The sequence below is a fragment of the Stenotrophomonas sp. AS012628 genome (assembly GCF_010608305.1).
In the GTDB taxonomy this organism is placed as follows: Bacteria; Pseudomonadota; Gammaproteobacteria; order Xanthomonadales; family Xanthomonadaceae; genus Stenotrophomonas; species Stenotrophomonas geniculata.
Genome location: NZ_VMBJ01000051.1, coordinates 1 through 13747 on the forward strand (window position 1 = coordinate 1; position 13747 = coordinate 13747).

Consider the following 13747-nt stretch of genomic DNA (forward strand, 5'->3'; position numbering starts at 1 on the left):
GATCAGCGGTAGATCCACGCCATGCGTGGATGCTCCCCGCAAGGAACCAAGGCGCCAACCAAGGTTGGCCGCTACACACAGCAGGCCAGGGTTGGCACCCACCAATGGCGGAGCGCACAAAAAAAACGGCGCCCCGTGGGGCGCCGCTCTGCTCTCAACGATGTTCAGTCGAGCATGGCCCGACTTACTTGGCCGGGGCCTTGTCCTTCATCATCGCGTCGCGAGCCGCCTTGAACGGGTTGCCCTCATACCAGTTCGGCCAACGATCGCCACCGGCCAGTTCCTTGCCGACGCCGTACATCAGCTGCAGGTCTTCCACCGTACCGTCCAGCTTCCAGGTGGCCGCGTCGAACTCGTCCTTCGGGCCATGGTAGCGGTTGGCGCCGTAGTCCGCCGCGGCCTTGCGGCCAGCGTCCACGCCACCGTCGCGCAGGTCTTCGCCGCCATCGGCGTACAGGGCCGGCACGCCGGCCTTGGCGAAGTTGAAGTGATCCGAACGGAAGTAGAAGCCGCTCTGCACCGAGGTCTCACCATGCAGCGTGCGGTCCTGGGCCGCAGCCAGCGGCTTGAGGATGTCTTCCAGCTCCGAGCTGCCGAAGCCGGTGACGGTCACGTCCTTGGCACGGCCGGCTACCGACATCGCATCGATGTTGATCACACCGGCGATCTTGTCCAGCGGGAAGGTCGGATGGGAGACGTAGTACTTCGAACCCAGCAGGCCGGACTCTTCCAGAGTCACCGCCAGGAAGACCACCGAACGTTCCGGCTTCGGCTCCTGGTGGGCCATCGCTTCAGCCACCTCGAGGATGCCGGCCACGCCGGTCGCGTTGTCGACCGCACCGTTGTAGATGTTGTCGCCGGTTTCACCCTCGTGCTTGCCCAGGTGATCCCAGTGCGCCATGTACAGCACGGCTTCGTCGGCACGCTTGCTGCCCGGCAAAACGCCCACCACGTTGCGCGACTGCTTCTGCGCGATCTGGCTCTTCAGGTCGACCGCGGCGGTGGCCTTCAGCGGCACCGGCTTGAAGCCGCGCTTGCTCGCATCCTTGTAAGCCTGCGCCAGGTCCAGGCCGGCACCGGCAAACAGCGCCTTGGCGGCGTCGGCGCTCAGCCAGCCCTGCACCGGAATGCGGGCATCCGGGTCATCCTTCGCCGGCAGGTCGTACTGCGGCCCGGCCCAGGAGTTCTTCACCACGTCCCAGCCATAGGAGGCACCGGCAGTGTCGTGCACGATCAGCGCGGCAGCGGCGCCCTTGCGCGCTGCCTCCTCGAACTTGTAGGTCCAGCGGCCGTAGTAGGTCATGCGCTTGCCGTCGAACAGCTTCGCGTCATCGACATGGAAGCCCGGGTCGTTGACGAACATCACGACCGTCTTACCCTTCCAATCCTGGCCGGCATAGTCATTCCACTTCTGCTCCGGCGCATCGACGCCGTAGCCGACGAACACCAGGTCGCTGGCATCGACCTTCACCTCGGCCTGGCCGGTACGGGTACCCACCACCATGTCGGTGCCGAACTTCAGCTCGGTGGTCTTGCCGCCCTGGGTGATCTTCAGCACGGTCGACGCGTCGGCCGTGGTCTCGGTCATCGGCACATCCTGGAACCAGCTGTCACCGTTGCCGGGCTGCAGGCCGATGCGCTGCATCTGGTCGCGGATGTAGTTGACCGTCAGTTCCTCGCCCTTGCTGCCCGGGGCGCGGCCTTCGAATTCATCCGAAGCCAGCGTCTTGACCATCTCGGCGAAGTCGCCGGCGTTGATCTCCGGCGAGAACGCATGGGCCGCCGGCTTGGCAGCGGCAGCGGCGGTGTCGGTGGCCGGCGCGGGGGCCGGAGTGTCTTCGCCTTTGCAGGCACTGAGCGCGGCCGCAGCGGCCAGGCACAGGAGGAGTTTGCGGGGCATCGTCGATTCCTGGAAAACAAAGGGCGGCCGTACCTCGTGTACGACCGGTAACAGCGAGTATCACCGAACCGATGGTCGCGGTGTGCTCAGTCCGCCGGAGCGGTTTCGGTGTCGAACGGGATCGGGTCGGCGCCGGTGACCGGGCCGATGCGGGCCGTGCGGTGCACGTACAGCACCACCTCGCGCTCGAACTGCAACGGGCCGTCGACCACGGCATTCGGGCCGATGATCACGCGTGGCTTGCGGCTGGCGGTCAGCGAGACGCTGAAGTTCGGCTTGCGCACGTGCACACCGCCCTTGACCTGCGAACCGATGCCCACGGTGATGTCACCGTTGACGGTTTCCACGTCGTTGCCGACGCGGCTTTCGACCAGCCCGATGCCACCGTTCACAGTTTCAACGCCGCCTTCGATCTGGCTGCCGCGATCGCTGAAGATGCTGCCGTTGACGGTGCTGACGTTGCCATGGGCGATCACGTCGCGGCCCAGGCGCACACCGCCGTTGACCGTTTCGATCTTGCCGGTGCGCGCGCGATCGGCGACCTTCACCCCGCCGTTGACGGTGTCGATGCTGCCGGTCTCGACGCCTTCGCCGACGCGGATGCCGCCGTTGACGGTGTCCAGCTTGCCGTAGCGCTGGCCGGGTTCGGCGCTGATGCTGCCGTTGACCTTACTGATGTTCTCCTGGGCGCAGACCGGTCCGGTGGCCAGCAGTACGCCCAACAGCAGCGGAATGGAGAGAGCTTTCATGGGGACCTCGATGGATGTGCGGCTGGCAGGCCGCGTGCGGAGATGTCACCATTCCCCGGTATCCCCCGCAACTGCCTGAAGTCACTGGAAAGCCCTTGCGCAACAACGTCTTCCCATCACGCCGACATCACATCGCCGCTGCCCGCGGCGGGCGCTGCCTGCTGTTGGGGCTGGCCTTGGCACTGGCGTTGCCGTTGCCGGGTGCCGCGCAGACCACGCGCGAGACCGAGCGCAAGCTGCAGAAACTGCGCAATGAGCTGAAGGGCGTGGCGCAGGAGCGCCGGCAGATCGAAGGCCAGCGTGGCCAGGCCTCGCAGCAGCTGCGCGAGGCAGATGAGAAGGTGGCCCGCACCGGCCGTGCGCTTGCGCAGACGGAAACCGCGCTGCGCGAGCAGGGAAGGGCCCTGGCCGAGGCCGAACAACGCCGCAGCACGCTGCAGGCCAACCTCGCCCAGCAGCATCGCGAGCTGGCCGGCCTGCTGCGTGCAGCCTACCAGCTGGGCAACCACGCACCACTGAAGCTGCTGTTGTCGCAGGACACGGTAGCCGATGCCAATCGCGCCCTGGCCTACCATCGTTACCTGCAACGCGAGCGTGCGCAGCGGATCACCACGCTGACCGCCGACCTGAAGGAACTGGAAGCGCTGCAGGCGCAGATCGCCGAGCGCAAGCAGAAGCTGCAGGGTGCACAACAGGACCAGAAGCAGCAGGCGGCGGCGCTGGAAGCCGACCGTCGCGATCGCGCCAAGACCGTGGCCTCGCTGGACGAACGCTTCAAGGACCAGCGCGAGAAGGAACAGGCGCTGGGCCAGGACGCCAAGGCGCTGGAAACACTGCTGGCCAATCTGCGCGCGGCCGCCGCCCGCGCCGAGGCCGAGCGTCGCGCGGCTGCACGCCGAGCCGCCGCCGAAAAGGCCGCTGCCGAGCGGGCCGCACGCCAGGCCGCTGCGCAGGGCCGCCCGCCGCCGCCGACCAAGGTTCCGCCGGCGGTGGCGTCGGCACCGGCGCCGAAGGTCGGGGGCCTGGGCTGGCCCTTGTCCGGCAACCTGCTGGCCCGCTATGGCGGCAAGCTGCCTGATGGCCGCACCAGCAGCGGCGTGCTGATCGGCGCACCGGCCGGCAGCACCGTCACCGCGGTGGCCGACGGTACCGTGGTGTTCTCCGACTGGATGACCGGCTACGGCATGATCCTGATCGTCGACCACGGCAACGGCTACATGAGCCTGTACGCCCACAACGACACCCTGCTCAAGGATGCCGGCGCGCGGGTCAGCCGTGGTGATGCGGTGGCCAAGGTCGGCAATTCCGGCGGCCAGGGCGTCACCGCGCTGTATTTCGAGCTGCGTCGTGGTGGGCAGCCGGTGAACCCTGACAGCTGGCTGCAGCGGCGCTGAATCCAGCGCTTCCGCGTGCAGGGCGGATTCAACGGGAATTTAGCTGTGCTTCGCGCATAATCGGTGCATGTGCCTTGGGCACCATGCCACCGTCGACAGGAGTGATCCATGCGCGCAGCCCGTACCGCCACCCTCTTGCTGGCCCTGTTGCCAGCGCTGTCCTGGGCGCAGCAGACCGCGCCCGCCCCGAGCCAGGAAACCGGCGGGCAGGCAGCGAGCAGCGAGGAGGCGGTGACCTCGAAGGTGCCGCTGGAGGACATCCGCCGCTTCGTGGCCGTCTACAACGCAGTGCGGGCCGCCTACGTCGATCCGGTCGATGACAAGAAGCTGATGCAGGCCGCGGTGCGTGGCCTGCTGCTCGACCTCGACCCGCACAGCACCTACTTCAACAAGGAAGACGCGCAGGCGTTCGACGAACAGGCCAGCGGCGCCTACGAAGGCATCGGCGTGGAGCTGCAGCAGCAGCCCGACAACGCCAGCATGAAGGTGATTTCGCCGATCGACGACACGCCGGCGGCGAAGGCCGGCATCCTCGCCGGTGACCTGATCATCGCCATCGACGGCAAGCCGATCAGCGCGATCGATGCCAGCGAACCGCTGCGCGGCCCGGCCGGAAGCAAGGTGGTGCTGACCATCGTGCGCGAAGGCAAGCCCAAGCCCTTCGATGTCAGCCTCACCCGCCAGACCATCCGCGTGACCAGCGTGCGCAGCCGCCTGTTGGAACCGGGCTATGGCTACATCCGCCTGAGCACGTTCCAGGCCGACACCGGTTCGGACTTCCAGAAGCACGTGCAGCAGCTGCAGAAGCAGTCCGGTGGCCAGCTCAAGGGCCTGGTGCTGGATCTGCGCAGCAACCCGGGTGGTCTGCTGACCGCTGCCGTGCAGGTGGCCGACGACCTGCTCGACAAGGGCAACATCGTCAGCACCCGCGGCCGCATCAGCATCAGCGATGCACGCTTCGATGCGACCCCGGGCGATCTGTTGAAGGGTGCACCGGTGGTGGTGCTGGTCGATGCGGGTTCGGCCAGTGCCTCGGAAGTGCTGGCCGGCGCACTGCGCGACAACAAGCGCGCCCGCGTGGTCGGCAGCCGCACGTTCGGCAAGGGCTCGGTGCAGACCGTGCTGCCGCTGGACAACGGTGATTCGGTTAAGCTGACCACCGCGCGTTATTACACGCCCAGCGGCAAGTCGATCCAGGCCACCGGCATCGTGCCGGAGGTCGAACTGAAGCCTGCGGCGCGCCCGGAAGACGAGGCGCTGCCGGCCAGCCTGAGCGATTACAGCGAAGCGACCCTGCCGGGCCATCTGCGCGGTGACGACGAAGGCACCGAGGGCTACCACGCCGGCGCCGTACTGCCGGGCGATGGCCCGATCAACGACGCGCTGGCCGAGCTGAAGAATCCGGGTTCGGTGGCTGCGCGGTTGAAGGCCGAAGCGGCGAAAGCGGATGCGGCGAAGGCCGCGAAGGCCGCAGCTGCGAAGCCGGAGGCGAAGGTAGAACCGAAGCCGGAAGCGAAGCCGGAAGCAAAGCCGGAAGCAAAGCCCGCACCGGCTCCGGCCAAGCCCTGATTCTGTAGCGTCGAGCCGTGCTCGACTGATCTACGAACGAGCGGGTGAGCGTGACGCCGGCCAGCGGCCGGCTCCCCAGGGGTTCAGAAGCCGTGCCGCTTGCGTAGGCGGCGTGCGATCGCGGCGCGCACGTACACGCCGTACAGCAGGCCGAACAGGAAGCCACCGATGTGCGCCCACCAGGCCACCATGCCGAAGCTTGGGCCGATATGGGCGAACACCACCTGCAGGGCGGCCCATACGCCGATCAGCAGGTAGGCCGGGGCGCGCACGAACTCCAGGAACAGGCCCAGCGGGATCACCACGCCCAGCCGGGCGCCCGGGAACAGGGCCAGATAGGCGCCGATCAGCGCTGACACCGCACCGCTGGCACCGATGATGATCTGGTCCGGGCTGCCCATGGTGTAGATGGCCACCAGATTGGACACCGCACCGCCGACCAGGAACAGCAGCAGCAGGCGCCACGGGCCCAGCACCCGTTCGGCGGGCAGGCCGAAGATCAGCAGGAACACCAGATTGCCCAGCAGGTGCGACCAGTCCGCGTGCAGGAACAGGGCGGTGAACAGGCGCAGCACGCTGCCGTCCTGCAGGGTCGCCCACCAGTCCAGCGGGTGGGTCAGGCCGGTGGACAGGGCGCCCCAGTCCAGCCAGAGGCTGCCCCGGGCGTCATCCGGACGCGAGATCGACCACAGGAACGCCAGCCACAGTGCCGCAAACAGCACGGGCGTGGCCCAGCGCAGGGCTGCCTTCTTGCGCGACGGGAGGGAGACGAACATGGGCACTAGCCTAGCGTGAGGGCGCTTACGGCGGGGATTGTCCTGTTCAGCTTTTGAGACGAAAAAAGCGCCTGCGCTGTTATTGTTTCATTAACAGGTCTGGGTAATACTCGCATACGGCGTCGTATGTCGGGAGGGGAATCCGGCGCGCTCCGAAGGGCCCCAAGGCCCGCCGGGCGCAGGCGCACTCAGAGCACCATCACCGCTTACCGGAGAGAGAGAACTACGATGCAAACCGCTTCCACCATTGCCCGATTGACCCTGCTGGCCGTCGGCGTTGCCGGTGCGCTGGCTGCTGCCGACGCCAATGCCGCTGCCTTCCAGCTGAAGGAAAACAGCGCCAAGGGCCTGGGCCGCGCGTTCGCCGGCTCCGGCAGCGCCGAAGGCGACGCCTCCATCATCGCCGTCAACCCGGCCGGCATGCGCCAGCTCGATGGCACCCTGGTCCAGGGCGACCTGAGCGCCATCAGCTTCAAGGCCGAGTTCAAGGGCCAGGGCCGCAATGCAGCAGGCCGTCCGCAGACCGGTGGTGACGGCGGCGACGCCGGCATGATCGCTCCGGTTCCGGCCGCGTACTTCCACATGCCGATCGGCGAGAAGGCCCACTTCGGTGTGTCGCTGACCGCACCGTTCGGCTTCAAGACCGAATACGACAACGGTTGGGTCGGTCGTTACAGCGGCCTGAAGACCGATCTGAAGGCCATCGACCTCGGCTTCGCCGCGTCGTATGACGTCAACCCGTACGTGTCCTTCGGCGCGTCGGTGTTCGTCGAGCACCTGACCATCGAGCTGAGCAACGCCGTCGACTACGGCAGCATCCTGGCCGGTGCCGGCGCTCCGGGCTTCGCCCCGGGCAGCGCCGATGGCACCCTGAAGATCGAGGGTGACAACAATGCCGTGGGCTGGACCGTCGGTGGCCTGTTCTCGATCGACGAGAACACCCACATCGGCCTGAGCTACCGTTCGAAGGTCGAGCACAAGATCACCGGTGGTGATGCGACCTTCAGCGGCGCCGACCGCGCCCGTTCCCTGCTGACCAACTCGCCGCGTACCCGCGGTTGGTTCATGGACACCAGCGGCAAGGCCACGGTGACCATGCCGGCCTCGGCCACCCTGAGCGTGACCCACAAGGTCAACGACCGCTGGACCGTGATGGGCGACGTGACCCGCACCGCCTGGTCGACCGCCTTTGACAGCGTCACCGTCGACTACGCTTCCCCGCAGGCGGATTCGGTCCTGGAGTTCGGCTACCGTGACACCACCTTCGTGTCGCTGGGTGCCGACTACAAGCTGAGCGACACCGTCACCCTGCGCGGTGGTGTTGCGCTGGACCAGACCCCGACCACCGACGCCCACCGCGACGTCCGCGTGCCGGATACCAGCCGCAAGTGGCTGTCGCTGGGCGTGGGCTGGACCCCGTCGCAGAACACCGAGTGGAACTTTGGCTACACCCACCTGTTCACCAGCGATCCGAACGTGAACGTGCGTGCGACCACTGCCAACCAGGGCAACTCGCTGTCGGGCAAGTACAAGGTCCGTGGCGACGTGCTGGCTGCTTCGTTCCAGTACAAGTTCTGATTCGGGCCAACGCCTGACGCAGTACACGGAAGGCCCCGCGCAAGCGGGGCCTTCTTTTTTGTGGAACGCTTTGGGGCATCCACGCAGGGTGTGGATCCAGCCGATTGCCTACGCAGCGCGTGGATCCACGACAATAGCGCGATGAACCTGTCCGACCCGAACTTCCAGCTGGAGCTGGCCGCCAACATCGCCGTCGCCGGCTCGACCCTGCTGGCCGGCCGCAACAACGTGCACACCTGGTGGCTGGGCATCGTCGGCTGCGCGCTGTTCGCGGCGGTGTTCGAGCGCTCTCACCTGTATGCAGACATGGTGCTGCAGTTCTTCTTCATCGCCATCAGCGTGCTGGGCTGGTGGCAGTGGCTGCGCGGCGACCACGGTGCACCCCTGCCGATCACCTCATTGCGACCGCGTACCTGGGCTTGGCTGGCACCACTGGCGGTGGTGGCGACCTTCGGCTACGGCTGGATGCTGACCCGCCTGACCAACGCCTACGCGCCCTACATCGATTCGGCGGTGCTGGTGCTGAGCGTGATCGCCCAGATCCTGATGATGCGGCGCAAGCTGGAATCGTGGTGGGTGTGGCTGCTGGTGAATACCGTCGCGGTGCCGCTGTACTACAGCCGTGGCCTGCATCTGACCTCGATCCTGTACGTGGGCTTCTGGATCAACGCACTGGTGGCGTTGCGCCACTGGCGCAATCTGATGCGGGTGTAGAGCCGAGCCCATGCTCGGCTGTACCGTTCAAGCCGAGCATGGGCTCGGCTCTACAGCAAGCAATGCACAAAAAACCCCGCTTTCGCGGGGTTTTTCGTTTACCGCATCAACCGGGCGATCAGTCGCCCAGGGTCAGCAGCGAGGCGTTGCCGCCGGCGGCAGTGGTGTTCACCGTCACCGTCTTTTCGGTGGCGAAGCGCAGCAGGTAATGCGGGCCGCCGGCCTTCGGACCGGTGCCGGACAGGCCCTGGCCGCCGAACGGCTGTACGCCGACCACCGCACCGATCTGGTTGCGGTTGACGTAGACGTTGCCGACGTGGACGCCGTTGCTGATGCGATCAACGGTTTCGTCGATGCGCGAATGCACGCCCAGGGTCAGGCCGTAGCCGGTGGCGTTGATCTGGTCGATCACCGCGTCGAGCTGGTCGCCCTTCCAGCGGATGACGTGCAGCACCGGACCGAACACTTCCTTCTGCAGCTGGCCCAGGTCCTTCAGTTCGTACGCGCGCGGTGCGAAGAAGGTGCCATTGGCGGCTTCGGTGGACAGCTCGGCAGCGGCGATCAGGCGCGCTTCGCGGTCCATGCGTTCGGCGTGGTCCTGCAGGATCTTCAGTGCATCGGCGTCGATCACCGGGCCGACGTCGGTGGACAGCAGGCCGGGGTTGCCGACCTTCAGCTCCTTCATCGCACCGGCCAGCATGGTCATCACCTTGTCGGCGATGTCGTCCTGCACGAACAGCACGCGCGCGGCCGAGCAGCGCTGGCCGGCGGAGGTGAAGGCCGAACCGATCGCGTCCTTGACCAGCTGTTCCGGCAGCGCCGAGGAATCGGCGATGAAGGCATTCTGGCCGCCGGTCTCGGCAATCAGCACACCGATGGCGGCGTCACGTGCGGCCATCGCGCGGTTGATCGCACGGGCGGTGTCGGTGGAACCGGTGAAGGCCACGCCGGCCACGCGCGGGTCGGCGGTCAGCGCGGCACCGACGGTGGCACCGTCGCCCGGCAGGAACTGCACCACCTCGGCCGGCACGCCGGCGTCGTGCAGCAGCTTCACCGCGTAGTAGCCGATCAGGTTGGTCTGCTCGGCCGGCTTGGCGATCACGCTGTTGCCAGCGGCGAGTGCAGCGGCCACCTGGCCCAGGAAGATCGCCAGCGGGAAGTTCCACGGGCTGATGCAGACGAACACGCCGCGGCCGTGCAGCTGCAGCTCGTTGGATTCACCGGTCGGGCTCGGCAGCTTCTCGGCGTGGCTGAACTGCTCGCGTGCCTGCTTGGCGTAGTAGCGCAGGAAATCCACCGCTTCGCGCACTTCGGCGATGCTGTCGGGCAGGCTCTTGCCGGCTTCCTTCACGCACAGCGCCATGAACTCCGGCATGCGCGCTTCCAGCTGGTCGGCGGCGTGCTCGAGGATGGCGGCGCGGCTGGCGGCCGGGGTGCGGTTCCAGGCCGGCTGCGCGGCCACGGCATTGGCCAGGGCCTTCTGCACGGTGGCAGCGTCGGCGGCCAGCCACTGGCCGACCACTTCGCGGGTGTCGGCCGGGTTGGTCACCGGCAGCGCGGCGCCGGCCGGGTTCGCACCCGGTACCAGCGGCGCGGCCTGCCAGGGCTTCACAGCCGCGTTGATCTGCTCGGCCAGGGCGCGCAGTTCGTTGTCGTTGGCGAGATTGGCGCCCATGGAGTTCTTCCTGTCGTGGTTCTGGCTGCGCAGCAGGTCAACCGGCAGCGGGATCTTGGGATGCGGAATCGAAGCGAACGAGGACACCATCTCGACCGGATCGCGGATCAGGTCGGCGATCGGCACGCGTTCGTCGGTGATGCGGTTGACGAAGCTGGAGTTGGCACCGTTTTCCAGCAGGCGGCGCACCAGGTACGGCAGCAGGTCTTCATGCGAACCGACCGGCGCATACACGCGGCAGGGCAGGCCCAGGCGGTCGGCCGGCACCACTTCGGCGTACAGGTCGTCACCCATGCCGTGCAGCTTCTGGTGTTCGTACACGCCGCCGTTGGCGATGCTGCGCACCGCCGCGATGGTGTGCGCGTTGTGCGTGGCGAACATCGGGTAGATCGCATCGGCATGCGTGAACAGACGCTTGGCGCAGGCCAGGTAGGAGACGTCGGTGTTCTGCTTGCGGGTGAACACCGGGTAGCCCGGATAGCCTTCGATCTGCGCGCGCTTGATCTCGGCATCCCAGTAGGCGCCCTTCACCAGGCGCACCTGCAGGCGGCGACCGGCGCGGCGCGCCATGTCGGCCAGGTGGTCGATCGTGTACGGGGTGCGCTTCTGGTAGGCCTGCACGACCACGCCGAAGCCATCCCAGCCGGACAGCGAGGCATCGGAGAACACCTGCTCGATGATGTCCAGCGACAGTTCCAGGCGGTCGGACTCTTCGGCGTCGACGGTGCAGCCGATGCCGTAGCTCTTGGCCAGCTGCGCCAGTTCCAGCACGCCCGGCACCAGGTCCTTCAGTACGCGCGCGCGCTTGGCGTGCTCGTAGCGCGGGTACAGCGCCGACAGCTTGATCGAGATGCCCGGGGCGTTGTTGACGTCGCCGTCCGGACGGCCGCCGCGTGCCTTGTGATCGCCGCCGATGGCGTGGATCGCACGACGGTAGTCTTCCAGGTAGCGCAGCGCGTCCTTCATGGTCAGCGCGCCTTCGCCCAGCATGTCGAAGGAGTAGCGGTAGTTCGCGTTGTCGCCCTTGTGCGAGCGCGACAGCGCTTCGCTGATGGTACGGCCCATGACGAACTGGTGGCCCATGATCTTCATCGCCTGGCGCACGGCCAGGCGCACCACCGGCTCACCCACGCGGCCGACCAGGCGCTTGAACGCGCTGGGCGCATCGGCGCGGGTGGCATCGTTCATCTGCACCAGCTTGCCGGTCAGCATCAGGCCCCAGGTGGAGGCGTTGACCAGCACCGAGTCGCTGCCGCCCAGGTGCTTTTCCCAGTCGGCATCGGCCAGCTTGTCGCGGATCAGCTTGTCGGCGGTGTCCTGGTCCGGAATGCGCAGCAGCGCCTCGGCCACGCACATCAGCAGCACGCCTTCCTCGCTGCCCAGGTCGTACTGGCGCATGAAGGCTTCGATGGCGCCCTGGTCCTTGGCACGCACGCGCACGCGGCCGACCAGGTCGGCGGCCAGCGCCTGCACCCTGGCCTGTTCCTCGGCGGGCAGGCGGGCCTGCGCCAGCAGCTCGCGCACATGGCTGGCCTCGTCCTTCAACCAGGCATCGGTGATGGCCTGGCGGAACGGGTTGGGGGGCGCCGGCAGTTCCGGCGACAGCAGCGCGCCGGGACGCGGAGCGTCGTGGGCGGCAGGGGAGGAGGAAGGTGCGTTCATGCCGGTCCGGCCAGTGGAAAACTTGGCGATTTTAATCATTTTTGCGGGTTCCGGAAGTGCCCCGCAGCCACCTTGATGAAGTGCTGATAGCCCCTAGCTGCGGTGGATTCAGCGTGTTCAGCAAGCTTGGAAGAATTTGTGCTGAATTCGTCATTTGTGTCGCCGACCTCATGCTGTGTTGCAGCATGGGAAAAAGTGTGAATGCACCCTTGCTACCGGCGAGAGGGCGGGGCTACCATCGAGACGTTTCCCGCGGCAGGAACGCGGTTGCGACATGATCGAGGTGCTTCCAGCTCCGGATGGGTCAGGTACGCAGCTGCGGCTGCGTCCCCCACGGGCGCTCGATGCCCGGCAGTTCGTCCTGTTGTTCACCGTGTTGTCGGGTGCGATGTGGCTGGTGTCCGCCCTCGGGTGGTTGGCCGGCAATGCATTCGCCCCCCTGTTCGCGCTGCTGTACAGCCTGGTGCTGGCGGCGGCGCTGCGTGCCTTGTGGCGCAGCGGAGAACGGCAGGAGGAGATCCGGGTAGTGCCGGCGTACGTGGAGGTCATTCCCGTACCCGGTGGATCGCCGGTGTTCCGGGCCCACCCCCACTGGGTGCGCCTGCTCACCGACGATGAGAGGGTCCGGCTGGCATCCAGCGGCCGGCAGGTGGAGGTGGGGAGTTTCCTCGCGCCGGCCGAACGTCAGACGCTTGCAGAGACACTTGAAAGCTTGCTCGCCGCCAGCGATGGCGGCAACCGACGACGCTAAGGGTCTAGGCAATGAAGCAAAGCAGCAGGTGGGGCACGAAGTGCGTGAACGCGGTTGCCGCAGTGCTGGCGACCGGGGGACTGATGCCGGCGTTGGCCTGGGCCCAGGCGGCCGATCCCAAGCCGTGGCAGCTGAACATGGGCAAGGGGGTGACCCAGACCTCGCGCCTGGCCTGGGAATCGAACAACCTGTCGTTGATCATCTGCACGGTGATCGGCGTCATCGTGTTCGGGGCGATGGCCTACGCCATGTTCAAGTTCCGCAAATCCAAGGGCGCGGTCGCCGCCACCTTCAGCCACAACACCAAGGCCGAGGTGATCTGGACGGTGATCCCGGTGATCATCCTGATCGTGATGGCCTGGCCGGCCACGGCCAACCTGATCAAGATGTACGACACCCGCGATGCCGAGATGACGGTGAAGGTCACCGGCTACCAGTGGATGTGGAAGTACGAATACCTCGGCGAGAACGTCACCTTCACCAGCCGGCTGGACCGCGAGTCCGACCGTGTGCGGCAGAGCGGCGTCGTGCCGACCCGCGAGAGCCATCCGCACTACCTGCTGGATGTCGACAACCGCCTGGTGCTGCCGGTCGATACCAAGGTGCGTTTCGTCATCACCTCCGACGACGTGATCCACGCCTGGTGGGTACCGGCGCTGGGCTGGAAGCAGGACGCCATCCCCGGCTTCATCAACGAAGCCTGGACCAGCATCGAGCAGCCCGGCGTGTACCGCGGGCAGTGCGCAGAGCTGTGCGGCAAGGACCACGGCTTCATGCCGATCGTGGTCGAGGCGGTGTCCAAGGAAGACTTCAAGCAGTGGCTGGCGCAGCGCAAGCCTGCGGCGCCTGCCACGCCGGCGGCACCTGCGGCACCGGCCGAACCGACTGCACCGGCGGGCGAAGCACCGGCTGCGCCTGCTGCTGCAGAAGCGGGCAGCGCACCTGCCACCGCAGCCAGCGGCGCGTGATGTAAAGCCCG

General features: G+C 67.0%; 10 protein-coding genes. 6 read left to right on the plus strand and 4 right to left on the minus strand.

Annotation, left to right across the window (positions count from 1 at the left end; translation table 11 throughout):
* Positions 1 to 184 precede the first annotated feature (184 nt).
* Both G5A07_RS18240 and G5A07_RS18245 read right to left on the minus strand, forming a co-directional pair.
* Complete coding sequence (locus G5A07_RS18240; protein WP_191863752.1) at positions 185 to 1900, minus strand: M28 family metallopeptidase; 1716 nt, start codon at positions 1898 to 1900, stop codon at positions 185 to 187.
* A gap of 86 nt (positions 1901 to 1986) precedes the next feature.
* The gene (locus G5A07_RS18245; protein ID WP_049412328.1) at positions 1987 to 2649 is read right to left on the minus strand and encodes a hypothetical protein; all 663 of its coding nucleotides are present in this window, start codon (positions 2647 to 2649) and stop codon (positions 1987 to 1989) included.
* A gap of 95 nt (positions 2650 to 2744) precedes the next feature.
* On the opposite strand from G5A07_RS18245, the gene G5A07_RS18250 reads away from it, so the two are divergent.
* Positions 2745 to 4043, plus strand: coding sequence for a peptidoglycan DD-metalloendopeptidase family protein (locus tag G5A07_RS18250; protein ID WP_049454548.1), 1299 nt, complete (start codon positions 2745 to 2747; stop codon positions 4041 to 4043).
* A 108-nt stretch (positions 4044 to 4151) separates the two neighbouring features.
* Positions 4152 to 5612, plus strand: coding sequence for a S41 family peptidase (locus tag G5A07_RS18255; RefSeq protein WP_191863753.1), 1461 nt, complete (start codon positions 4152 to 4154; stop codon positions 5610 to 5612).
* An 83-nt stretch (positions 5613 to 5695) separates the two neighbouring features.
* Here the strand turns inward: G5A07_RS18255 and G5A07_RS18260 are convergent, their stop codons facing one another.
* The gene (locus G5A07_RS18260; RefSeq protein ID WP_010484241.1) at positions 5696 to 6388 is read right to left on the minus strand and encodes a rhomboid family intramembrane serine protease; all 693 of its coding nucleotides are present in this window, start codon (positions 6386 to 6388) and stop codon (positions 5696 to 5698) included.
* Between the two features lie 228 nt (positions 6389 to 6616).
* Between G5A07_RS18260 and G5A07_RS18265 the strand changes: the two genes are divergently transcribed.
* Both G5A07_RS18265 and pnuC read left to right on the plus strand, forming a co-directional pair.
* Positions 6617 to 7966: an outer membrane protein transport protein gene (locus G5A07_RS18265; protein ID WP_010484240.1), complete on the plus strand. Its 1350-nt coding sequence runs from the start codon at positions 6617 to 6619 to the stop codon at positions 7964 to 7966.
* A gap of 141 nt (positions 7967 to 8107) precedes the next feature.
* Positions 8108 to 8680 carry a nicotinamide riboside transporter PnuC gene (gene pnuC, locus G5A07_RS18270; protein WP_191863754.1) on the plus strand — a complete coding sequence of 191 codons (573 nt, stop codon included), beginning with the start codon at positions 8108 to 8110 and terminating at the stop codon, positions 8678 to 8680.
* A 118-nt stretch (positions 8681 to 8798) separates the two neighbouring features.
* Here pnuC and putA read toward each other — a convergent pair whose 3' ends face one another.
* Positions 8799 to 12017 (minus strand): bifunctional proline dehydrogenase/L-glutamate gamma-semialdehyde dehydrogenase PutA, encoded by a 3219-nt coding sequence (putA, locus tag G5A07_RS18275; protein ID WP_191863755.1) that lies wholly within the window; start codon positions 12015 to 12017, stop codon positions 8799 to 8801.
* Between the two features lie 274 nt (positions 12018 to 12291).
* Here putA and G5A07_RS18280 point away from each other — a divergent pair, with 274 nt between their 5' ends.
* Together G5A07_RS18280 and coxB are read left to right on the plus strand one after the other, a co-directional pair.
* Complete coding sequence (locus G5A07_RS18280) at positions 12292 to 12768, plus strand: DUF2244 domain-containing protein (RefSeq protein WP_004153894.1); 477 nt, start codon at positions 12292 to 12294, stop codon at positions 12766 to 12768.
* Between the two features lie 11 nt (positions 12769 to 12779).
* A complete protein-coding gene (gene coxB, locus G5A07_RS18285) occupies positions 12780 to 13736 on the plus strand; it encodes a cytochrome c oxidase subunit II (protein WP_029379934.1) in 957 nt (318 codons plus the stop codon).
* Positions 13737 to 13747: the final 11 nt, after the last annotated feature.

Bases quoted from the DNA above. Each gene is read 5' to 3' on its own strand.
- pnuC (WP_191863754.1), top strand. From the start codon at position 8,108: ATGAACCTGTCCGACCCGAACTTCCAGCTGGAGCTGGCCGCCAACATC.
- putA (WP_191863755.1), bottom strand. From the start codon at position 12,017: ATGAACGCACCTTCCTCCTCCCCTGCCGCCCACGACGCTCCGCGTCCC.
- G5A07_RS18255 (WP_191863753.1), top strand. From the start codon at position 4,152: ATGCGCGCAGCCCGTACCGCCACCCTCTTGCTGGCCCTGTTGCCAGCG.
- G5A07_RS18280 (WP_004153894.1), top strand. From the start codon at position 12,292: ATGATCGAGGTGCTTCCAGCTCCGGATGGGTCAGGTACGCAGCTGCGG.
- G5A07_RS18265 (WP_010484240.1), top strand. From the start codon at position 6,617: ATGCAAACCGCTTCCACCATTGCCCGATTGACCCTGCTGGCCGTCGGC.
- coxB (WP_029379934.1), top strand. From the start codon at position 12,780: ATGAAGCAAAGCAGCAGGTGGGGCACGAAGTGCGTGAACGCGGTTGCC.
- G5A07_RS18245 (WP_049412328.1), bottom strand. From the start codon at position 2,649: ATGAAAGCTCTCTCCATTCCGCTGCTGTTGGGCGTACTGCTGGCCACC.
- G5A07_RS18260 (WP_010484241.1), bottom strand. From the start codon at position 6,388: ATGTTCGTCTCCCTCCCGTCGCGCAAGAAGGCAGCCCTGCGCTGGGCC.
- G5A07_RS18240 (WP_191863752.1), bottom strand. From the start codon at position 1,900: ATGCCCCGCAAACTCCTCCTGTGCCTGGCCGCTGCGGCCGCGCTCAGT.